This window comes from Vibrio sp. 10N.247.311.12, assembly GCF_041467515.1.
GTDB classification, from domain to species: Bacteria; Pseudomonadota; Gammaproteobacteria; order Enterobacterales; family Vibrionaceae; genus Vibrio; species Vibrio crassostreae_C.
Window position 1 is genome coordinate 1 of sequence record NZ_JBFSUV010000054.1, and the last position, 21275, is coordinate 21275.

Annotated in this window: 19 protein-coding genes and 1 riboswitch; of the genes, 11 read left to right on the top strand and 8 right to left on the bottom strand. The window is 45.8% G+C overall.

Annotated features, from left to right (window positions below):
• Nucleotides 1–173 precede the first annotated feature (173 nt).
• From AB6E30_RS19590 to thiH, 8 genes are all read left to right on the top strand, one after another.
• Nucleotides 174–1556 (top strand): multicopper oxidase family protein, encoded by a 1383-nt coding sequence (locus AB6E30_RS19590; RefSeq protein WP_136977109.1) that lies wholly within the window; start codon nt 174–176, stop codon nt 1554–1556.
• Nucleotides 1557–1657: 101 nt separating this feature from the next.
• The gene (crcB, locus tag AB6E30_RS19595) at nt 1658–2041 is read left to right on the top strand and encodes a fluoride efflux transporter CrcB (RefSeq protein WP_372104956.1); all 384 of its coding nucleotides are present in this window, start codon (nt 1658–1660) and stop codon (nt 2039–2041) included.
• A 62-nt stretch (nt 2042–2103) separates the two neighbouring features.
• Nucleotides 2104–2202: riboswitch (TPP riboswitch) on the top strand.
• Between the two features lie 129 nt (nt 2203–2331).
• A complete protein-coding gene (thiC, locus tag AB6E30_RS19600) occupies nt 2332–4281 on the top strand; it encodes a phosphomethylpyrimidine synthase ThiC (RefSeq protein ID WP_017062996.1) in 1950 nt (649 codons plus the stop codon).
• Complete coding sequence (locus tag AB6E30_RS19605) at nt 4281–5573, top strand: thiamine phosphate synthase (protein WP_017061314.1); 1293 nt, start codon at nt 4281–4283, stop codon at nt 5571–5573. The genes thiC and AB6E30_RS19605 overlap by 1 nt, the downstream gene beginning before the upstream one ends.
• A complete protein-coding gene (locus tag AB6E30_RS19610) occupies nt 5563–6333 on the top strand; it encodes a ThiF family adenylyltransferase (RefSeq protein WP_372104958.1) in 771 nt (256 codons plus the stop codon). The genes AB6E30_RS19605 and AB6E30_RS19610 overlap by 11 nt, the downstream gene beginning before the upstream one ends.
• Before the next feature lie 8 nt (nt 6334–6341).
• Nucleotides 6342–6551: a sulfur carrier protein ThiS gene (thiS, locus tag AB6E30_RS19615; RefSeq protein ID WP_010440653.1), complete on the top strand. Its 210-nt coding sequence runs from the start codon at nt 6342–6344 to the stop codon at nt 6549–6551.
• A gap of 2 nt (nt 6552–6553) precedes the next feature.
• Nucleotides 6554–7318 (top strand): thiazole synthase, encoded by a 765-nt coding sequence (locus AB6E30_RS19620; RefSeq protein WP_065584384.1) that lies wholly within the window; start codon nt 6554–6556, stop codon nt 7316–7318.
• Nucleotides 7319–7325: 7 nt separating this feature from the next.
• Nucleotides 7326–8438, top strand: coding sequence for a 2-iminoacetate synthase ThiH (thiH, locus tag AB6E30_RS19625; RefSeq protein WP_017061318.1), 1113 nt, complete (start codon nt 7326–7328; stop codon nt 8436–8438).
• A gap of 121 nt (nt 8439–8559) precedes the next feature.
• Here the strand turns inward: thiH and AB6E30_RS19630 are convergent, their stop codons facing one another.
• Both AB6E30_RS19630 and AB6E30_RS19635 read right to left on the bottom strand, forming a co-directional pair.
• Nucleotides 8560–10350, bottom strand: coding sequence for an aminopeptidase P family protein (locus AB6E30_RS19630; RefSeq protein WP_372104959.1), 1791 nt, complete (start codon nt 10348–10350; stop codon nt 8560–8562).
• A gap of 122 nt (nt 10351–10472) precedes the next feature.
• On the bottom strand, nt 10473–11414 hold the full coding sequence (locus AB6E30_RS19635) for a LysR substrate-binding domain-containing protein (protein ID WP_017061320.1): 942 nt from the start codon (nt 11412–11414) through the stop codon (nt 10473–10475).
• Between the two features lie 101 nt (nt 11415–11515).
• Here AB6E30_RS19635 and AB6E30_RS19640 point away from each other — a divergent pair, with 101 nt between their 5' ends.
• Nucleotides 11516–12715, top strand: a complete 1200-nt coding sequence (locus AB6E30_RS19640; protein WP_029235524.1) for a multidrug effflux MFS transporter — start codon at nt 11516–11518, stop codon at nt 12713–12715.
• 102 nt (nt 12716–12817) lie between these two features.
• Nucleotides 12818–13099 (top strand): hypothetical protein, encoded by a 282-nt coding sequence (locus AB6E30_RS19645; RefSeq protein ID WP_009848181.1) that lies wholly within the window; start codon nt 12818–12820, stop codon nt 13097–13099.
• A gap of 99 nt (nt 13100–13198) precedes the next feature.
• Here the strand turns inward: AB6E30_RS19645 and AB6E30_RS19650 are convergent, their stop codons facing one another.
• The 4 genes from AB6E30_RS19650 to AB6E30_RS19665 form a co-directional block, all read right to left on the bottom strand.
• The gene (locus tag AB6E30_RS19650; protein ID WP_017061322.1) at nt 13199–13657 is read right to left on the bottom strand and encodes a DoxX family protein; all 459 of its coding nucleotides are present in this window, start codon (nt 13655–13657) and stop codon (nt 13199–13201) included.
• 1 nt (nt 13658) lies between these two features.
• Nucleotides 13659–14426: a DNA-binding domain-containing protein gene (locus AB6E30_RS19655; RefSeq protein ID WP_372104961.1), complete on the bottom strand. Its 768-nt coding sequence runs from the start codon at nt 14424–14426 to the stop codon at nt 13659–13661.
• Nucleotides 14423–15283 carry a DUF692 domain-containing protein gene (locus tag AB6E30_RS19660; protein WP_136977126.1) on the bottom strand — a complete coding sequence of 287 codons (861 nt, stop codon included), beginning with the start codon at nt 15281–15283 and terminating at the stop codon, nt 14423–14425. Before AB6E30_RS19660 ends, AB6E30_RS19655 begins: the two co-directional genes overlap by 4 nt.
• A 64-nt stretch (nt 15284–15347) precedes the next feature.
• Nucleotides 15348–15608 carry a DUF2282 domain-containing protein gene (locus tag AB6E30_RS19665; RefSeq protein ID WP_004736650.1) on the bottom strand — a complete coding sequence of 87 codons (261 nt, stop codon included), beginning with the start codon at nt 15606–15608 and terminating at the stop codon, nt 15348–15350.
• Between the two features lie 264 nt (nt 15609–15872).
• Here AB6E30_RS19665 and uvrD point away from each other — a divergent pair, with 264 nt between their 5' ends.
• Entirely contained in the window at nt 15873–18047 is a 2175-nt protein-coding gene (gene uvrD, locus AB6E30_RS19670; protein ID WP_017061325.1) for a DNA helicase II, read from the top strand.
• A gap of 172 nt (nt 18048–18219) precedes the next feature.
• On the opposite strand, the gene tpx is transcribed toward uvrD, so the two are convergent.
• A complete protein-coding gene (gene tpx, locus AB6E30_RS19675) occupies nt 18220–18717 on the bottom strand; it encodes a thiol peroxidase (RefSeq protein ID WP_136977131.1) in 498 nt (165 codons plus the stop codon).
• Between the two features lie 783 nt (nt 18718–19500).
• Complete coding sequence (gene ggt, locus AB6E30_RS19680; RefSeq protein ID WP_017062985.1) at nt 19501–21258, bottom strand: gamma-glutamyltransferase; 1758 nt, start codon at nt 21256–21258, stop codon at nt 19501–19503.
• Nucleotides 21259–21275: the final 17 nt, after the last annotated feature.

Genomic DNA, 21275 nt, shown 5'->3' on the forward strand with positions numbered 1-21275 from the left:
TTCACAATAATTCATCAATCTTAATTAGATCACATTTTTACTTTAATTGGTATAAGTGCTTACTTATCTCAGTCTCTTTTATAAGCAATTAACAACACAATCCACACTTCTTTATGAGAATTATTCTCAATATTTTGTTACATTTTGGTCGTTATTACTAAAAGGCAACAAATATGGATATCTCCCGTCGTAAGTTTATTCAATCATCTCTCGCTATATCAGCACTCACTGTTCTACCCGCTTGCTCAATTAACCGGTCAGTTGATGAGCAAGAAAAGTATGTTTATGACTTAACTACAGAACCTTCAACAGCTGAGTTGGTGACGGGATTTAATACCAATGTTTTAGCCTTTAATGGGCAGATCCCTGCACCGACAATTCGATGTCGACAGGGTGAAAAGGTCACGATCCGCTTTACGAATAAGCTATCAGAGCCGACGACTATTCATTGGCATGGTTTAAGAATTCCTATCGAAATGGATGGGGTCCCCTTCTTAAGTCAGCCACCGATCATGCCAGGTGAAACATTCATTTATGAGTTTACGCCGCCAGATGCTGGCACATTTTGGTATCACCCACATATGAACAGCGTTAAGCAGCTTGGTATGGGCTTGGTTGGTCTAATTATCGTTGAGGAGAGCATTCCAGTGCCGTTTGATGAAGAGCACGCACTGATGCTTAAACATTGGCATATAGATAAGAAAGGCCAATGGAAAGATCTAATGATCCCACGACTCAGTGCTCGTATGGGTACGCCAGGAGAGTGGAGTAGCGTTAATGGAATACATGAGCCTGTCTATGAGTTAAAACAACATGCAACAACCAGGCTACGTATCGCTAATGTCGACAATACGATCACTTACCCTATAGCTGTCGAAGGGGCTGAGGCATGGGTGATTGCCATTGATGGTAACCCTGTAAAAACACCTTATAAGCTGACTCAACATAAAATCGGCCCAGGGATGCGCGTGGATATTGGACTGATAGCGCCCAAAGTAGGCGAGCGAGTTAATGTTCTTCAAATGAAGGGCCGCTTTCCTTTCTCTTTATGCGAGTTCGAGGTAGTAGATTCCCCCCTGACTGAAGGACGTTTATTGCCATTATTGCCTCTTAACCCTGTACCTAATCTAGATCTTGCTAATGCAGAAGAGATCGATTTTGTGTTCGAGTGGGAAGGTGCGGTATCACCAGTTTCTAAAGATGGGAAATCGATGCCTAAGTTTTGGCTTACTAATAAAAGAGCATGGGAAGGGATGAGCAAAGACAATATTCCTGAGCCGTTGACGACTTTAGAGTTAGGTAAGACTTACATATTCGATCTAAAGAACGTCATCCAATACCATCACCCGATCCATATTCACGGTCATACATTCACTGTATTGGAACTTGATGGGAAGAAAGTTGAAGAGCCTTTCCATACCGATACAGTGTTACTTGGAAAAAACGGCCGAGCTAAAGCTGCATTTGTTGCAGATAACCCTGGCCGCTGGATGTACCACTGTCATGTTATAGAACACATGAAAACGGGTTTAATGGGATACATTGAAGTTAAGTGACACCTGTAACGTTTAATATTTGCGCATGCATTCTTAGTTTCTACCCTCGCTTTTATCGGCGTTAAAGCTAGAATATAGGGATTATTGTTTGGGAGGATTCAATGGGTCAGTTATCTATTCTAGGTTTTATCGCCATCGGTAGCGCGTTTGGTGCTTGTTCACGTTACTTGATTTCAGAGTTATGCGTTGTGATGTTAGGACGTGGTTTTCCTTACGGTACGTTGACCGTTAACGTGATTGGCTCTTTGATTATGGGATTGCTCATCGCCGCGTTTGAAAACGAGATGGTCGCGACGGAACCGTGGAGACAAATCATCGGTCTTGGTTTCCTAGGAGCACTGACTACATTTTCTACGTTTTCTATGGATAACGTACTTCTTATGCAGCAGGGCGCTTTCTTTAAGATGGGACTCAATGTGCTACTCAACGTGGTACTCAGTATTTCAGCCGCATGGATCGGCTTCCAACTTTTGATAAAGTCTTAAAACTTTCTTACGATTTGTTAACAACTCGGCTTGGTTTATCCAAGCCGTTTTTATATACTCGATCGAACTTGTCGGAGTGCCATATGGCTGAGACCGTTAACTCGGGATCCGTTGAACCTGATCAGGCTAATACCTGCGAAGGGAACAAGAGTAGATATCTAACTAGAATCCTTCTAGAGATCTATCTCCAGATCACAACTGTATTTCTTACCGTGATCCCTCTTGTAGCATCTAATCCGTCAAGCATTTTTATCCCTATAAATAATGGCTAAAAGCCAAGGAAAAATGCTATGTCGAGTCGTAAACAAGCAAGACTGGAAGCGAAGAATTTCATTGATTCTTTATCTGTACAACCTTATCCAAACTCAAAAAAAGCTTACATCCAAGGGTCTCGAGAGGACATTCAAGTCCCTGTACGAGAAATATCCCTCGCAGATAGCCTTGTTGGTGGCACCAAAAAAGAGCCTGTATTCGAACCTAATGAGCCAATTCATGTCTACGACACCTCAGGTGTTTATACCGATCCTACGCATGAAATAGACCTTTATAGTGGCCTTCCTAAGTTGCGAGAGCAATGGATTGAAGAGCGTGGTGATACGGAATTGCTCGATGATGTAAGCTCTGTTTACACCAAAGAACGTTTAGAAGATGAAACCCTAGACGACCTTCGTTACGGAAACCTGCCTCGAATTCGTCGCGCTACTGGCGACCAATGTGTAACTCAACTGCATTATGCTCGTCAGGGAATTATCACTCCTGAGATGGAGTACATTGCGATACGTGAGAACATGGGGCGTCAGAAGTTCGCTGATGAACAGCTTAATCACCAACACCCAGGCCATAACTTTGGCGCAAACCTGCCAAAAGAAATTACCCCTGAGTTCGTGCGTAAAGAAGTCGCTGAAGGCCGAGCTATAATTCCGTCGAACATTAATCACCCTGAATCCGAGCCGATGATTATTGGCCGAAACTTCTTAGTGAAAGTGAACGCTAATATCGGTAACTCTTCAGTAAGCTCTTCGATTGAAGAAGAAGTTGAGAAGCTAGTATGGTCGACTCGCTGGGGCGGCGATACCGTAATGGATCTTTCTACTGGCCGTAATATCCACGAGACTCGTGAATGGATCCTACGTAATAGCCCAGTGCCGATTGGTACGGTTCCTATGTATCAGGCGCTTGAGAAAGTGAATGGCGTAGCCGAAGACCTTAACTGGGAAGTGATGCGCGATACTTTGATTGAACAAGCGGAGCAGGGCGTTGATTACTTCACTATCCATGCTGGTTTGCTTCTTCGTTATGTTCCTATGACGGCTAAGCGTGTGACAGGTATTGTTTCTCGTGGTGGCTCTATTATCGCGAAATGGTGTCTTGCACATCACCAAGAAAGCTTCCTATACACACACTTCCGCGAGATCTGTGAGATCTGTGCGAAGTACGATGTGGCTTTGTCACTAGGTGACGGCCTACGTCCTGGCTCTATTGCAGATGCCAATGATGAGGCTCAGTTCTCGGAGTTACGTACTCTAGGTGAGTTAACTAAAGTGGCTTGGGAATACGATGTTCAGGTGATCATTGAAGGTCCTGGACATGTACCTATGCATCTTATTAAAGAGAACATGGATGAGCAGTTAGAGCACTGCCATGAAGCGCCTTTCTATACGTTAGGCCCGCTGACCACTGATATTGCACCGGGTTATGACCACATTACCTCTGGTATTGGCGCGGCGATGATTGGTTGGTACGGCTGTGCGATGCTTTGTTATGTAACACCTAAAGAGCATTTGGGCTTACCAAATAAAGAAGATGTGAAGACTGGCTTGATTACTTACAAGCTGGCAGCACATGCAGCAGACTTGGCAAAAGGGCATCCGGGCGCACAAATCCGAGATAATGCATTATCTAAAGCTCGTTTTGAATTCCGTTGGGAAGACCAATTTAATCTAGCTTTAGATCCAGAAACAGCCCGTTCTTTCCACGATGAAACCCTGCCACAAGAATCGGGCAAGGTTGCTCACTTCTGCTCTATGTGTGGACCTAAATTCTGTTCAATGAAGATCTCTCAAGAAGTTCGAGAGTACGCGAAAGACACTGAACAAGTGGCTGCTGATCAGGCTATCGAGATTAAGATGCTTGATAATCCGTTGGAAGGGATGCGTCAGAAATCACAAGAGTTCCGTGATACTGGCTCTGAACTTTATCACCCAGCAGTAGGCGCAAAAGAAGCTCAATTAGAGGAATAATGACAGTGAAGATTCTTATCCCATCTCAAAATATTGAGCTAACGGGAGAGGTGCAAAGCTGTCTATTGGTTGCTAAGCGACAAGGCTTGGCAACCGATGCAGTTGAGTTGGGTGTAAGCCCAACTCAATGCTTCTCTATCGTTGATGCTCAGCAAGCGTTATCTATTGGTTTTGCTCATGATGTTGATTCATTGGCGGAGTGTCGCTCAAGTGAGCTTGATCATATCGTTTATTACAGTCATTCAGTGGCGCTAGCTGGTGTCCGCGATGCCTTGGCACAAACTCCGAATACCATCTATATCGGTGTCTTAGATGACTCAGCTGCATTGGATATCTGGTCACAGCTAGATTCTAATCGTGCTATCAAGAGTGAAACTCCAGCTCATCAGGAGTTAGATAGTCGTGGCCACTTTGCTTGGTTACTTACTTTGTTGGCGTTGGAATTCCCATTAGAAGATGCACTGGTTTTAGCTCGCGCAGCATCTAGTGTTTCACGTGGAACATGGCCAGCAAACTATCAAAACTTTCCTATTCCCGTTCTCGAAGATGAGCGACTGGATATTAGTGTTGGTTGGGCGCACCAAGGAACATCACTGTCGTTCCCGGAATTGAGTAAGAGTAGCCTAGGACTATACCCAGTGGTTGATGATGTTGAGTGGATCGAAAGGCTGCTCAAGCTTGGAATTAACACAGTTCAACTGCGTATTAAGAACCCACAGCAAGCAGATTTAGAACAACAAATCGCGCGATCTATCGAACTCGGTAGAGAGCACAACGCTCAGGTTTTTATCAATGACTATTGGCAATTGGCACTTAAGCATGATGCTTTTGGTGTTCATTTGGGGCAAGAGGACATCGAAGAATCCAACCTATCTCAACTGAGCCAAGCTGGTATTAAGATCGGTCTATCGACTCATGGTTATTACGAGTTGCTACGCATTGTGCAAATCAACCCAAGCTATATTGCGCTGGGGCATATATTCCCAACCACCACTAAGCAGATGCCATCGAAGCCTCAAGGACTTGTGCGTTTATCTCTCTATCAGCAGCTGATTGATACTATCCCATACACAGAAGAACTCACCGGTTATCCGACAGTTGCGATTGGTGGAATTGACCAGTCGACGGCCGCACAGGTGTGGAGTTGTGGGGTATCGAGCCTTGCTGTTGTACGTGCGATTACGTTAGCCGAAGACCCAAAACAAGTGATTGAGTTCTTCGAAGCATTAATGGCTGACCGTTCTTCAGGTGCTGCTAAAGAGGTAACTCAGGAGCTAAGTCATGCTGAATGATTTCGAATTCATTCGTTATCAACGACAACTCGCACTTCCTGAAGTGGGTGAGCAAGGGCAACGCAATCTATTAGATAGCCATGTATTGGTCATCGGTTGTGGTGGCTTAGGCAATGCTGCGGCTCTCTATCTTGCGGCTTCCGGTATCGGGAAAATCGTATTAGTTGATGATGATTGTGTGGATTCGTCTAACCTTCAACGACAAGTTGCGTTCAAGGAAAGCCAGTTAGGTTCGCCTAAGGTCGAAGCTCTGAAGCAAAAACTGACTGAGCTTAATGGTCGAAACCAAGTGAGAACCATCAATAGGCGAATGACTCAGAGCCAGCTTGAGCTTGAGGTGATGCTCGCTGATTTGGTGTTGGATTGTACTGACAACTTTGAGTCACGTCAGCAGGTTAACCAAGCATGTTTTGGTAGCAAGACACCTTTGGTTTCTGGTTCTGCGATCGGATGGAAAGGTCAGTTTATTGTCTTTGATTATCAGATGCAGAAAGGGTGCTATCACTGTTTGTTCCCGTTCAGTCATCATCCACAAACGACACGTTGTAGCGATAGCGGCATCATCGGCCCAGTTGTTGGCACCATAGGCAACCTCCAAGCACTGGCAGCGATTCAACGTATTAGCACTGGCGAGTTCCAGGTTGCAACACATCAGCTCAAACTGTTTGATGGTCAGACGATGAACTGGCAAAACTTAAGTGTCACTCAAGATAGTGAATGCCCCGTTTGCTGCACATCTACAGTTAACTATTTAGAATAAGAAATCCAATGAGCCATATAACGATCTCGATAAACGAACAATCAGAACAAGTAGCACACTCGTCGTCTCTAGCGGACATTATCCAAGTTCTAGCATTACCTGATCTAGGTTGTGTATTTGCTATCAATAATGCGGTTGTCCCGCGTAGCCAGTGGCAACAAACGGTCGTTAATGAAGGCGACGCTATCTCTCTTTTCCAAGCTATTGCAGGGGGCTAACCATGTTAACCATCGCAGATAAAACGTTTCAATCACGTCTGTTCACTGGAACCGGCAAGTTCGCGAATAAACATTTAATGGCGAGTGCTATCGAAGCTTCCGGTTCTCAACTGGCAACCATGGCGTTGAAGAGAGTTGATATTCGCTCTGAGCAAGATGATATTTTACAGCCCATCATTGATGCTGGCGTGAACTTGTTACCAAATACCTCCGGGGCGAAGAACGCGAAGGATGCCATCTTTGCTGCGCATTTGGCTCGCGAAGCGCTAGGCACAAACTGGCTCAAACTGGAAATTCACCCTGATCCAAAGTACTTGATGCCAGACCCAATTGAGACATTAAAAGCGGCTGAGCAAATGGTTAAAGATGGCTTTGTTGTGTTGCCTTACTGTCATGCTGACCCAGTGTTGTGTAAACGATTGGAAGAGGTGGGTTGTGCTGCGGTTATGCCGCTAGGTGCGCCGATTGGGTCGAACAAAGGTATCGCTTCGGCAGACTTCTTAGAGATCATTATCGACCAAGCGAACGTCCCTGTGATTGTTGACGCTGGTATTGGTGCGCCATCTCATGCTACTCGTGCAATGGAAATGGGCGCGGATGCCGTGTTAGTTAATACTGCAATTGCGGCTTCTCAACAACCCGTTGATATGGCGATTGCTTTTAAACTGGCAGTTGAAGCTGGCCGTATGGCTTACCTTTCTGGTCTTGCTGGACAGGTGTCTCATGCGGTTGCTTCTAGTCCGCTAACTTCATTCCTAGACGAGTAGTGTCCTTATGACGTTTGTTGATCGATTTAAACAGCTCAACTGGGATGACATTGGTATGTCCATCTTCAGTAAAACGGCAGCGGATGTTGAGCGCGCTCTGAGTAAACCTAAACGCGACTTGGAAGACTTTAAGGCTCTTATCTCTCCGGCAGCAGAACCTTACTTAGAGCAGATGGCGCAACAATCGTTGGCACTCACACGCAAGCGATTCGGCAATACAATGTCGTTGTATATTCCATTGTACCTCTCAAACTTATGTGCGAATGCGTGCACGTATTGTGGTTTCTCAATGGAGAACCGCATTAAGCGTCGCACACTTACTTTAGATGAAATCGATGCTGAAAGTGCCGCTATCAAAAAGATGAAGTTTGATAGTGTATTGTTGGTGACTGGTGAACATGAAACCAAGGTCGGGATGAAGTACTTCCGTGAAGTGCTACCGAATATTAAGGCACAATTTAACTATCTTGCGATGGAAGTGCAGCCGCTTGATCAAGATGACTACGCAGAGCTTAAAACTCTCGGCTTAGATGCGGTGATGGTTTACCAAGAAACGTATAGCCCAAGTACCTACGCGGAACACCACTTGCGTGGCAATAAAATGGATTTTGAATACCGGCTCGAAACGCCCGATCGTTTGGCAAAAGCGGGTATTGATAAGATAGGTATTGGCGCTTTGATTGGCTTGGAAGATTGGCGTACCGACTGTTTCTTCGTGGCCGCTCACTTAGACTATCTTGAGCGTACTTATTGGCAAACACGTTACTCGATTTCATTCCCACGTCTTCGTCCGTGTGAGGGTGGTTTGCAGCCTAAATCGATTATGAGTGATAAACAGTTGGTTCAACTTATCTGTGCGTATCGCTTATTAAACCCTGAGGTTGAATTGTCTCTCTCGACTCGTGAGTCTGCAGCTTTCCGCGACAATGTGTTGCCATTGGGAATCACCAGTATGTCGGCTGCGTCTAAAACCCAGCCTGGTGGTTATGCTTCTGATGAAGAAGAACTCGAGCAATTTGAAATAAGTGATGAGCGAAGTGCTGCCGATGTTGAGTCAATGATTCGTCAACGTGGTTTTGATCCTGTGTGGCGAGACTGGCACAGTGCTTACTCTGGTTAGCGAACACGCAGATTTATGTTCCACGTGAAACATCGACGAAGTTAAATCGACAAATAAAAACGGCTACCCTAAGGTGGCCGTTTTTCATTTCATTAAGTTTGAATTAGCTAAGCATTAAGCATTAAGCATGAGCAAGTGGAGTGGTTGATTGGCGTAACCATTCCAATGTATCACCTTCAACTAATGGGCTAACATCGTTCCATACTTTCTGGTGGTAATCATTAAGCCATGCAAGTTCAGGTCGTGTCAGTAAATCGACGTTGATGTTGCGCTTATCGATAGGGCAACGTGTTAGCGACTCAAACGTTAGTACTGAGAAGTCACCTTGAGTTGGCAGCTCAACCACCAGTTCTAGGTTTTCGATACGGATACCAAATTCATCTGCACGGTAGTAACCCGGCTCGTTTGATAACACCATGCCTTCAACAAGAGGTACATCGATTAGCTTCTTAGAGATGCTTTGCGGACCTTCATGAACACTTAGGAAATGACCAACTCCGTGACCAGTACCGTGGTCGTAGTCGAAGCCTTCTGCCCATAAGTGTTGGCGAGCTAGAATATCAAGTTGGAAACCACGAGTACCCTGTGGGAAACGTGCACGCGCGATACCGATGTGACCTTTAAGCGCTAACGTGAACTGCTGGATCATTTCGTCGCTTGGCTGGCCAATCGCGATAGTTCGAGTGATGTCGGTTGTACCATCTAGGTACTGACCGCCTGAATCGACTAGGTAAAGAGTATTCATCTCTAACTGACCTGGTTCAGGTTGGTTCTCGTGGTTGTAGTGACACATTGCTGCGTTGCCGCCTGCTGCTGAAATCGTGTCAAAACTTAAGTCCATCAGCGTTGGGTCTTGTTCGCGGAATGATTGAACTTTGTCTGCTAGCACAGCTTCATTGTGCAGATTACCTTGCGTGACTTCTGCATCAATCCAAGATAGGAACTTCGCCATCGCAACACCATCACGAATGTGACACGCTTTCATGCCGGCAATTTCAGTTTCATTCTTTGCTGCTTTTGGCATTAGGCATGGGTCTGCTGCTTCAATGATATGAGCACCAGAGTTTTGTAGAACCAGCGTGTACCAAGCGTTACTGGTACCTGAATCGACAGATACATTTTTGCCTTCCAAAGATTGAAGGCGTGCTTCAAGCTCTGATGGGTGAGATACGCGAATACCATTGCCAACGTGTGCTTCAAAGCCCGTAGGAATACGAGCTGGGTCTAGGAAGAAGTCGACGCTTTCATCGGCGTGGATGATCGCATTGGATAACACAACAGGTAGGCGAGATACGTCCAAGCCGCGAATGTTAAGCAACCAACAGATCGAATCGAGTTCCGTAAGGATAGCGGCATCAGCACCTTTGGCTTTTAGTAAGCCAGCAATCTCCGCACGTTTGCTTTCACTTGATTGGCCTACTGCGTCTGTTGCCATTAAGCGAACATCAGATACCACCGGCTCAGGACGATCAGACCAAAGCTCATCAATTGGATTCGAAGATAGTGTTGTTAGTTCAACTTTCTCTGCCAGTTTAGCTTGAGCGCCTTTCAACCAAGCAGCAGTGTGCATGCGTGGGTCGAATGCAACCTTGCCGCCTTGTGCTAGAGAACTGGTGATCCAATCTAAAGCCGGCTCTTCAATAAGGTGGCGATACTCAAATAACTCTGCTGGTACCTGCTTACGAACCTGAACCGTGTAGCGACCATCAACAAAAATAGCAGCGTTCTCACGAGTGATAACTGCCGCACCAGCAGAGCCAGTGAAACCTGTTAACCAGTGAAGTCGCTCGTTATGAGCAGGAACGTATTCACCTAGATATTCGTCTTCATGTGGAATGATAACGGCATCTAGGTTGTTTGTTTCAAGCCAAGCTCGAACCGCAGCAACGCGTTCAGCAGTGATATTGTGCATCTGTGTTTATCCTTATTGTTAGGGTCCTTGTTAACACTCACAGTCGATATACATGCGAGGGGACTTATTAGGTCAATAAGCTAGCGCTTTTGTTCGTTTGCTGCAAACGCTGTACGCCATTTTTATCTAAGGTGCAGAGTTTTTTCTTTGATGATATCTCGTAGCCAAGTTAACGCTGGGTCATTTTCTCTGTCACGGTGCCAAAACAGAGTGTATGCCATCGGTGGGAATTCCATCGGTAAAGGGACAACCACTAAGTCGAGTTGCTTGGCGACGAGGTAAGTAAAGTGGCTTGGTGCAGTAAACACAAAGTCGGTGTAGGTACATAGGCTTGCGGCGCTATTGAAGTCTGGAACAGAAATAGCGATATCACGTTGGTGACCAAGGTCGGCAAGCTTATAGTCGAGCAGCCAACGATCGTTACCATCACATCTTACTTGTACATGACGCTGTGCAAGGTAGGTTTCCAGATCCCATTTGCCATTCAGAGCGGGGTGGTTGCGTCTTAGCACACACATCTGCGCGTCACGGTAGATCTCTTGCTCGCAAATATCATCTGGCGGCAGCATAGTTAAACGTGCGTCGTTGATGTCGATGTCTTTACCTGTGAGTCCGATATCGAGCTCACCGAGCTGCAGCTTCTTAAAGGTTTGCTCCGTCCAAGCGTGGGTGTTGATATTCACCTTAGGGGCTTGTCGAAATATCGCTGGTAAAAAGTGGGGAAGAATAAGTGGGTAAACGCTCTCAACAGCCGCAATGTGAAAACTGTGGTCACTGTTGTTGGGAATGAAGGTCTCTGGTTGGGTGAGCACATCAAGTTGGTTGATCAGCGTTTCTAATCGAGGTTTGAGAAAGACCGCCTTTGGTGTTGGTCGCAGACCATGAGCACTTCGCGTGAAAAGGGGATCATTAAATTGCTCACGAAGTTTGGCCAATGACTTACTAACCGCTGACTGGCTTAGGCACAATCGGTGGGCGGTGCGAGTCACACTTAGCTCTTCCATCAGCACCTGCAAGCAAACTAATAGATTGAGGTCGAGGCGCGATAGTTTCTCAATATTCATATGAGTTTCCTATTTGGAATAATGCTAATGAGTATATGCCATTTTTGTTCATATCTTTAGTTGGTTATTATGCACCTAAATTAACTCATTCGGAGAATCTTGTGCCTTCTAACGCGCTTCCAACCCCTAGTAAACTGCAGGTTGCTTTATTGGCAATGTTGGTTTTATTTAGCCCTCTGGCTATTGATATCTACCTACCAGCTCTGCCACAAATTTCGACAGCGTTTCACGTGGAACATGCACTAGCACAAGATACGATTACCTGGTTTTTATTCGCCATGGGTGTCGGGCAATTATTTGCTGGCCCTTTGGCTGATAAGCTAGGACGTCGAACCGTTGCATTGGGAGGTGTTAGTATCTATGCATTGAGTGCTTGCTTGGCGTGGGCAGCTCAATCGATTGATATGATGCTAATGGCTCGGCTGCTACAAGGCTTAGGAGCTTGTGCGACTTCTGTAGCAGCCTTTGCAACGGTTCGCGATCTATTTGGCCCAGAGAAGAGTGGCCGTATGATCAGCTACCTTAATGGTGCAATCTGTTTTATTCCTGCTTTGGCACCCATTCTTGGCGCTTGGTTAACACATCAATTTGGTTGGCGCTCGAACTTTAGCTTTATGGCAGGCTTTGCTGTCGTTGTTGGCACTATCTTATTCTTCCAAATGAAAGAGTCTAACCCTGCGACAGAAAAGGTTGCGGTATTCAAGCTTGAGCGATACTGGTCAGTATTGAAAACACCATCATTCCTTTTCCACGCAACCTTGTGTCTGATGGCGATGGCGGTTATCCTCGCTTATGTAACCTCTGCACCAGTTGTGTTGATGGAAAACCTAGGCCTGACCATGAAAGAGTTTACTTTCTGGTTTGGTGTTAATGCGGCCATCAACATTGCAGCTGCGTTTACTGCACCTAAATTTATGGACCGTTTTGGTACCTATAAAGCACTGGTGGTTGGTATCTCGACGCTGGGCTTAGCGGGTGTGATTATGTTGGTGCTTGCTGAGCACGCTACTCCAATCGCGTTCATGCTACCGATCTTCTTATCGTCAGTTGGCTTTGCTTGGATTCTTGGTGCTGCGGCAGGTAAAGCTCTAGAACCTTTCGGTGACCGTGCGGGTACAGCTGCTGCGCTGCTTGGCTTGTTCCAAATGAGCGGTTCAGGGCTTCTTGTGGGTACCATGCAACGTCTTGATTTAACGTCGCAAGTGATGATTGCTCTGCAAATGTTCCTGATTGTTCCTGCGTTATTAGTGCTTGCGAGCAAAGCGGGTAAGTCTTGGCACACGACGTTTGCTAAGGCATAAGTTACAAGGGTGACAAAATATACAAATGGCGGTTTTCGAAACGTTAAAACATGGTATATTTGTCACTCATTGAAACGTTAGTCCCCAACGGAAAATACTGTAATGTCATTAACAACCTACGAAATGGCGCGCGTCTTAGAACAAATGGAAGATGCACCTGAAAAGGTCATGTTTGGTAAACTGCTTAAAGAGCTAGGCAACCAAAGTGAAGAGCGTATTCGCAGTGCGGCAAAACAAGTTCCAATCGATACTTTGCGAGATATCATTTACCAATTTCAGCGTGTGGTAGAGTCTCGTAAGGGTGAGCAGGTTCAGCTATTGGCAAAAGAACTTGCAGAGCAAGGCATCTCTGCTGAAGAGCTACAAGCTTTTCTAAATAAGTAAGCTTATCCCAGTTAAAAAAGAAACCACTCAATTGAGTGGTTTCTTGCGGTTGGGCTGTAGCATTTAGCTTTAGCAGTTCAAAAGAGGTGAAAACTTATTTTAATTCCTGAACTGCGCTTTCAAAACTCTATCAAGTGAGAATGGTCCTGCGCCCCACACGACAACGATAAGAATCATTAACCCCCAAAGCTGATGATCGTAGAAGCCTTGATCCCACAATACAGGGTAAGACACGACAGCAATGATATTGAAAACGAACAACACCGCAGCCATAGGTCGTGTTAATAAACCGAGCGCTAAAAACATCGGTAGAATTAACTCAGCGGCAGTGCCCATGTAAGCAGCCAATTCCCAAGGTAGCAGTGGCACTTGGTATTCCAATTCAAACAAGTAAAGCGTGCTATCCCAAGTAGCTATCTTGGTGAGTCCAGAATTAAAGAATACCCACGCCACCCAAAGGCGACAAAATAGTAGAAGCACTGGAACAAAAAGTGCCTGTGATTTCTCAATCAAACTGTCGTATTGAGCCATCATGTTCGTGACTGTGTTGTTATCCATGTTATGCCTCCAATTCGGCATTGATTGAAAAACCTGAGATGACGTTTAGCGCCATAACAGTATTCAGATGTTGTAGCAATAAAGGATCGATTGCTGAGAGTGTTCGACCTGATTGCAATTCAGTGAGGAGTTGGTGGCTCTCTTCACTCAAACTATGGCTCTCAACCTGTGAATTCTCAGCTCGGATTAACACCCCAAATTCAGCTTGGTTGATGTCTAGCCCATCAAGTTGCTGCTGATAGATGGCGTGTTCAAGCGCGATAATCGTGTAACTAGAATGAATCAGTGTTATTGAATCTTTGAGATGAAAGACTAAAGCGCCTTGTTGCTCTTGTGGTACATCTGCAAGGCAAGAAAGAGGTCTCTGGTCGACATGTGCTTGTGACGAAAACCTTACCAAGCTATCTTTCTGCCATTCATACAAAGCCACTTCACCGAGATAAGGTACAGCCTCAATAACGGCAGGAAAGGCTTGGATAGTCTGTTCAAAGTGTTCACCGTAACCACTGACATCACCAGAGGTCGATGGATAATGTAAGACATGTTGATGAGCCATCTGTTGGAAGCACTCTTCACCAACCAACATTTCAGTGAGTGGGTAGGTTGCTGCCAGAACTTCGCTCAAGCTGATCACAAAGTTATTACGGTAAATCTGGATGCGTTGTTCATCGGTAAAATGGTCGCTCACTATGTCGCAGTACTCACCATTGTTTTGATAGCGTAGGGCGTTAGCAAACTCCAATTGAACCTCTGCTAGGGAGTGGCTCATGAGGCGCGACTCCTTTGGTTGAACTTGTCGTGTTGATACAAGATGTCACTGGCTTTGGTTGCTTCAGACAATAAAACTTGTGGCTGTGGGATATCTAAATCCCACTCTATCAAGGTATGGCGCGAACCGTGTTGCTGTATCCATTGGGTGTACAACTGCCACACTTCATCACAGACAGGTTTGCTGTGTGTGTCTATCCAGATCTCACCTTGTTCAAGCTTCTTTTTGGTAAAACCTGCCAAGTGAATCTCTTCAACTTTGTCTGCTGGTATTCCGTTTAAGTACTCTTCACAACTAAAGCCATGATTAAAAGATGAGACGAAAATATTATTGAAATCGAGCAGTAGGCGACACTCAGTACGCTTTTGTACCTCAGCCAAAAACTCCCACTCAGGAATAGTAGAATGCTTGAAGGATAGGTAGCTCGATGGGTTCTCAATCAACATCGGGCGTTGCAAGCTGTCTTGAACCTCGATGACATTACGACAGAAGACTTCCAATGCTTCTTCTGTGTAAGGCAGCGGTAGCAAGTCATTGAAGTAATGACCACCTGTCTGACTCCAACTGAGATGATCAGAAACCAAGAAGGGTTCGATATCATCAATGAGCTCTTTTAATTGCACAAGATGATGTTGATTGATGCGCTCAACAGAACCTAGCGACAACCCAACACCGTGACAACTGATGTTGTGTGCGTGACGAATTTCTCTGAGTTGTTGTCGTTGCGGTGATTGAGCTAAGAAGTAGTTCTCGCTGTGAACTTCTAACCAACTTACTAAGGCTGGATTTTGGCTAAAGAAGTCCAAGTGCGGTGTTCTAAGGCCAACCCCTGCGTAGGGGTGAAGAGTTTGAGTCACAACGATTCTCCTAACAAGAAGTGGAGGTGAGCTGAATGTCAGCTCACCATACTAAGCAGCTCAATTATGATGATTGAGTGTTACCACCTGATAATTTGCCACATAGCCCTTTAGGTACGACTACGAATGCATCGGATTGGTTGTCTTCTTTTGCTGTACCCGCACATGAGCTTGTTTTGGTTGCACAATCATTTTGGCCAGCTTTTGCCACGCCGTAGCATTTTTCTTTTGCTGCTGCTTCCGCAGGTGCTGATGTAAGAACTGCACCGCCGAACGCTAGTACACTTGTGATTGCAGCTGTAACAGCAAGATTAGAATTTTTCATAGTCATTCCCTCTAGGACTTAATAGTATTTTCATATCGCAGGTTAATGGATTGTTAACTTGCTTACTAAAAAGGATTGGAACAACCGGGAAATAATTTCACGGTATTATAAAAATTATCAATATTAATGATGTTTCATCTCTTAAGTTATTGAATTAATGATGTTAATTTTTGATTGTTTTTTCTTCTTATTATCCTAAACGCAGCCTAGTGTTTAGGTTATAATCAACTTTTATGTATAAATACCCAGTAGTGAGCATATCCAATGATAGATCCTTCGCTTTTACTCGATGGCCTAAACGATAAACAACGTGAGGCGGTCGCGGCACCTTTAGAAAACCTACTTATTCTGGCAGGTGCAGGCAGTGGTAAAACGCGAGTGTTGGTGCATCGTATTGCTTGGCTGCAAAGCGTAGAGCAAGCATCGCCGTTCTCTATTATGTCGGTTACCTTCACCAACAAAGCGGCAGCAGAGATGCGTGGTCGTATTGAAGAGTTGATGATGGGTAGTTCGTCAGGCATGTGGAACGGCACCTTCCACGGTATTTGTCACCGCATCCTTCGTGCTCACTACCTAGATGCAAAACTGCCAGAAGATTTCCAGATCATTGATTCTGATGATCAGATTCGTTTGCTACGCCGCTTAATCAAGGCGCAAAACCTTGATGAAAAGCAGTGGCCTGCCAAGCAAGCTTCTTGGTGGATCAATGGTAAGAAAGACGAGGGATTACGCCCAAGTCACATTGACGCCTACCATGATCCAATAACTCAAACGTGGTTAAAGATCTATTCTGCTTACCAAGAAGCATGTGACCGTGCTGGCTTGGTCGACTTTGCGGAAATCTTGCTGAGATCGCATGAGCTATTACGCGATAAGAAACACATCCGAGAGCACTACCAAGCACGCTTTAAGCATATCCTTGTCGACGAATTCCAAGATACCAACAACATCCAATACGCTTGGCTTCGCATGATGGCTGGCCCAGATTGTCGCGTGATGATCGTAGGCGATGATGACCAATCTATCTATGGTTGGCGTGGTGCGAAGATCGAAAATATTCAGAAGTTCTTGGATGAATTCCCAGGTGCTTCGACGGTTCGACTTGAACAAAACTACCGTTCAACCAAAACCATTCTGCAGGCGTCGAACGAGCTTATCTCGAACAACACCGAGCGTATGGGTAAAGAGCTGTGGACTGATGGCAACGATGGCGAGCCAATCTCTGTGTACTCAGCTTATAACGAGTTAGATGAAGCACGTTTCACGGTTAGCAAAATCAAAGAGTGGCAAGAGAAAGGCGGTGCGTTAGAAGATACCGCGATGCTTTATCGTAATAACGCCCAATCTCGAGTTCTTGAAGAAGCTTTGATTCAAGGTGGTCTACCTTACCGAATCTACGGCGGTATGCGATTCTTCGAGCGTCAAGAAATCAGAGATGCCTTGAGCTACATGCGCTTAATGAGTAATCGCAGTAATGATGCCGCGTTTGAACGTGTGGTTAATACGCCAACGCGTGGCTTGGGTGATAAAACGTTAGAAACGATTCGTCTTGCCGCTCGTGATCGTGGTGCAACCATGTGGGAAGCCAGTGTTGCTTTGATAGAGGAGCAAGTGCTACCCGGTCGTGCTGCGGGTGCATTGAGTCGCTTTATCGAGCTGATTAATGCGCTTGAAGATGACACGTTAGAACTTAGCCTGCATGAACAAACCGACCACGTGATTAAATCGTCGGGTCTGTTTGCGATGTACGAGCAAGAGAAGGGTGAGAAGTCGAAGGCACGTATCGAGAACTTGGAAGAATTGGTAACGGCAACGCGCCAGTTTGAAAAGCCGGAAGAAGCGGATGAGATGAGCATGCTGACGGCGTTCTTAACTCACGCAGCTTTGGAAGCGGGTGAAGGTCAGGCCGATGAGTTTGACGATGCGGTTCAGTTAATGACTTTGCACAGTGCTAAAGGCCTAGAGTTTCCAATGGTGTTCATGGTGGGTGTCGAAGAAGGCATGTTCCCAAGCCAGATGTCGGCCGAAGAAGCGGGGCGTTTAGAAGAAGAGCGTCGCCTGTGTTACGTAGGCATGACCCGTGCGATGGAGAAGCTTTACATCACTTATGCTGAGATGCGTCGTCTGTACGGTCAGGACAAATATCATAAGCCATCACGTTTTATTCGTGAGCTGCCAGAAACCTGTCTGGATGAAGTGCGTATGAAAGCGCAAGTCAGCCGCCCTGCAAGCAGTGGTCGCTTTAGCCAAACCGCTGTGAAAGAGAACTTCAATGAAACAGGCTTTAGCTTGGGCTCTCGCGTGAAGCACCCTAAGTTTGGTGAAGGTACTATCATCAACTTTGAAGGAAGTGGCCCGCAAAGCCGAGTTCAAGTCGCGTTTAACGGTGAAGGCATCAAGTGGTTAGTGACGGCTTACGCGCGTTTAGAACAGCTTTAATCTGCTACTTTAATATCTAAAAAGCAGTTTGGTCTTTAAAAACCGTTCAGCATTCAAAAGTAATCCGCATTAAAAACAGAAAGAGCAGCCAATGGCTGCTCTTTTTTATTGCTCGAAACCAGTCTAAATAGGCAGGTTCCGAGCTTAAGGCATTCCTGCCTAGAAAGGAGACTTACAGTGCTGCAAGTGCCGCTTCGTAGTTTGGTTCTTCAGTGATCTCTGCAACCAACTCGCTGTGTGTTACCACACCTTTTTCATCAACAACGACAACTGCACGTGTAGTTAGGCCTGATAGCGGACCTTCAGCAATCGCTACGCCGTAGTCTGATGCGAATGTAGGAGAACGGAAAGTCGAAGCGTGTTGAACGCCTTCAATGCCTTCTAGTTCGCAGAAGCGACCCGCAGCAAATGGTAGGTCAGCAGAAATACAAACAACAACCGTGTTCTCAAGTTCTGCCGCTTTTGCGTTGAACGTACGTACGCTCGTTGCACAAGTTGCTGTGTCGATGCTTGGGAAGATGTTTAGAACCACTTTCTTGCCTTCAAGAGAAGCAAGAGTCAGTTCAGAAAGATCGCCTGCAGCAAGTGCAAAGCTTGGTGCTTGTTCGCCAGTTTGTGGGAATGTGCCTGTTAGCGGTACAGCAGCGCCTTTGAAGGTAACGTGTGACATGAATTGTCCTTAGTTTAATTATGGTTATGAAACTAGTTGAGCCTAGTTCGACTTACGTTACTCTGAAGTGGTTAAGAAGTGAATGCTTTAAATGTCCGAATTGTAATCAAAGGTCTTTGATTTACTTGATTGAGAGAGGGATAAGTGAAGCGACAGATAAAGAAAAACCCCGAGAGCTTGCGCTCATCGGGGTCTATAGTCTTACTCGCAGCAATCCGGCTACTAAGTGTGCTCCATGCATCAAATCCATGATAGTGTGCTGTTATCCTTCAGCGTATTCCTTTCGTCGCCTTCCTAGCGGTGTCCTTGATCTTATCCTGATCTGCCAACAATCCTCGTTAGCGCGCGTCACTTGTTCCTTGAGCGGTGTCCTTTACATCATCCTGATGTTCAGTCCTTTCCTCGTCCAGAGGTGTCCATTGTCTTTCCTTAGTAGCAACCATCCTAGTTACTATTGCGTCCATTCAATGTCCATTTCGCTATCCATGCCGATTATTCATCCTGAGTAATCGAATCTTCATCCTGAAGATAACCAAGTCCTTGGCGTTTCCTGTTCCGTGTCAGCATCCTTCCGACACCATTCATATTACCGATTCCTTATTTATCAGCAATGGTGCATAAGCGAATTTCTATATAATTATTTGAATGATAAATGTACGTATTGTTTAATTTCAATCGGTTACGGTTTGTGGGTGACTAATTTCGTCATCAAATATCGATATTTACTCACTGCCTTGTGAGAGATCTCGCACAAGGCTGCGAGTAAAAAGGGAGGATTATTCCCTATTGGCCAATAGCTGCACCTTCACGGCGAGGGTCTGCAGCACCTTCTAGACCATCTTTTGTGATGCGAATAGCGTGTAAACCCGAGTTAAGATCGCGAACGTTGACCTCAAATCCCATCTTTTCTAGCTCAGGTTTGAAGTTTTCCGCTGATGTTCCTTTTTCCAAATCTAAGGTACCGAAGCGATTTAGGAAGTGTGGTTGGTTGATCGCTTGTTGGATATCCATGTCCCATTGGGTGTGAGCAATGATCGCTTGTGCCACATAACCTATGATACGGCTGCCTCCCGGAGAGCCAATTGCCATGTAAGGTTTATCGTCTTGCATGATGATGGTCGGTGCCATTGAAGAACGTGGGCGCTTACCCGGTTCAAGTCGGTTCGCGATAGGTTTGCCATCGTTATGAGTCTTGAATGAGAAGTCGGTTAGTTCGTTATTGAGTAGGAAACCTCTAACCATCAAACGTGAGCCAAAGGCATTCTCAATAGTGGTAGTCATCGATACGACATTGCCATCACTATCGACAATGTTGAAGTGGCTGGTGGACGGCAACTCAATAGAAACATCTTGGCTTCTCTGCATCGCATGATCCCACGGTGGGGTGCCTGAAGGTGCGCTGTCTAATGCCTTACCTGCGGTAATTAACTGAGCACGCTCCTGCAAATAGTCAGTATTCACTAACCCTTGGGTTGGCATAGGCACATAATCTTGGTCTGCCATGTACATACCACGGTCTGCAAAGGCTAAGCGAGAAGCGTCTGCTAACACTTGCCAAGATTTTGCGTCGTTTGGCCCCCATGATTTGAGGTCAAACTGCTCAGTCATTGCAAGGATTTGTCCAACCGTTAACGCACCTGAACTTGGTGGCCCCATTCCGCAAATATCGTAGCTTTCATAAGCAGAACAAACCGGTTCGCGCTGCTTGATCGAATAGGCGTCGAAATCTTTCTGTGCCAATACGCCCGGGTTACCTTTCGCTGTTTGTACTGTGTTAATGATGTCGGCAGAAATCTCACCTTGGTAGAAAGCTTTAGCACCATCCTTCGAGATAGCGTGTAACGTTGCCGCGTATTCAGGGTTCTTAAGTTGCGTGCCAGCGGCTTTCGGGCTGCCATCGGCATTGAAGAAGTAGGCTTTAGTTGTCGCAAAGCGGCTCAGACGTTCTTGGTCGTTTTCAATCAAGGTGGCTAAACGTGGACTGATAGTAAAACCTTCTTCAGCTAACTGAGCGATAGGTTTAATCAGTGATGCCCATTCGAGCTTGCCGTATTTCTGGTGAGTGTCCCACAGCAATTGCACCGTGCCCGGCGTGGCAACAGAACGACCGCCAACCACGGCATCATAGAATTTAAGCGGTTGTCCGTTTTCGTCTTGGAATAGACGTGGGGTGGCATCAAGTGGCGCAGTTTCACGGCCATCGTAGGTCTTGAGCTGTTTGTCTTTGCCATCAAAATAGACAAGGAACGCGCCGCCACCAATACCTGATGACTGAGGTTCCACTAAGCCAAGCATAAGCTGCACGGCAACCATGGCGTCAATTGCGTTACCACCACGGGCAAGTACATCAGCACCGGCTTGTGTTGCAAGAGGGTTGGCTGCGGTGACCATCCAATCGTTGGCTTTAACGAGTTGTTTGGTTTCTAAACCACTACTTTGTTCGGGTGCGACGGAATCGGCAGCTTGATTTGCCCAACTGACGTGAGAGGCAAAAAGTAGGGTAGAAGTGGCGAGGGTTGTTAGTTTTGTTTTCCACTGCATGATCTTCTCCTTTTAAT

Bases quoted from the DNA above. Each gene is read 5' to 3' on its own strand.
- AB6E30_RS19590 (WP_136977109.1), top strand. From the start codon at position 174: ATGGATATCTCCCGTCGTAAGTTTATTCAATCATCTCTCGCTATATCA.
- crcB (WP_372104956.1), top strand. From the start codon at position 1,658: ATGGGTCAGTTATCTATTCTAGGTTTTATCGCCATCGGTAGCGCGTTT.
- thiC (WP_017062996.1), top strand. From the start codon at position 2,332: ATGTCGAGTCGTAAACAAGCAAGACTGGAAGCGAAGAATTTCATTGAT.
- AB6E30_RS19605 (WP_017061314.1), top strand. From the start codon at position 4,281: ATGACAGTGAAGATTCTTATCCCATCTCAAAATATTGAGCTAACGGGA.
- AB6E30_RS19610 (WP_372104958.1), top strand. From the start codon at position 5,563: ATGCTGAATGATTTCGAATTCATTCGTTATCAACGACAACTCGCACTT.
- thiS (WP_010440653.1), top strand. From the start codon at position 6,342: ATGAGCCATATAACGATCTCGATAAACGAACAATCAGAACAAGTAGCA.
- AB6E30_RS19620 (WP_065584384.1), top strand. From the start codon at position 6,554: ATGTTAACCATCGCAGATAAAACGTTTCAATCACGTCTGTTCACTGGA.
- thiH (WP_017061318.1), top strand. From the start codon at position 7,326: ATGACGTTTGTTGATCGATTTAAACAGCTCAACTGGGATGACATTGGT.
- AB6E30_RS19630 (WP_372104959.1), bottom strand. From the start codon at position 10,350: ATGCACAATATCACTGCTGAACGCGTTGCTGCGGTTCGAGCTTGGCTT.
- AB6E30_RS19635 (WP_017061320.1), bottom strand. From the start codon at position 11,414: ATGAATATTGAGAAACTATCGCGCCTCGACCTCAATCTATTAGTTTGC.
- AB6E30_RS19645 (WP_009848181.1), top strand. From the start codon at position 12,818: ATGTCATTAACAACCTACGAAATGGCGCGCGTCTTAGAACAAATGGAA.
- AB6E30_RS19650 (WP_017061322.1), bottom strand. From the start codon at position 13,657: ATGGATAACAACACAGTCACGAACATGATGGCTCAATACGACAGTTTG.
- AB6E30_RS19655 (WP_372104961.1), bottom strand. From the start codon at position 14,426: ATGAGCCACTCCCTAGCAGAGGTTCAATTGGAGTTTGCTAACGCCCTA.
- AB6E30_RS19665 (WP_004736650.1), bottom strand. From the start codon at position 15,608: ATGAAAAATTCTAATCTTGCTGTTACAGCTGCAATCACAAGTGTACTA.
- uvrD (WP_017061325.1), top strand. From the start codon at position 15,873: ATGATAGATCCTTCGCTTTTACTCGATGGCCTAAACGATAAACAACGT.
- tpx (WP_136977131.1), bottom strand. From the start codon at position 18,717: ATGTCACACGTTACCTTCAAAGGCGCTGCTGTACCGCTAACAGGCACA.
- ggt (WP_017062985.1), bottom strand. From the start codon at position 21,258: ATGCAGTGGAAAACAAAACTAACAACCCTCGCCACTTCTACCCTACTT.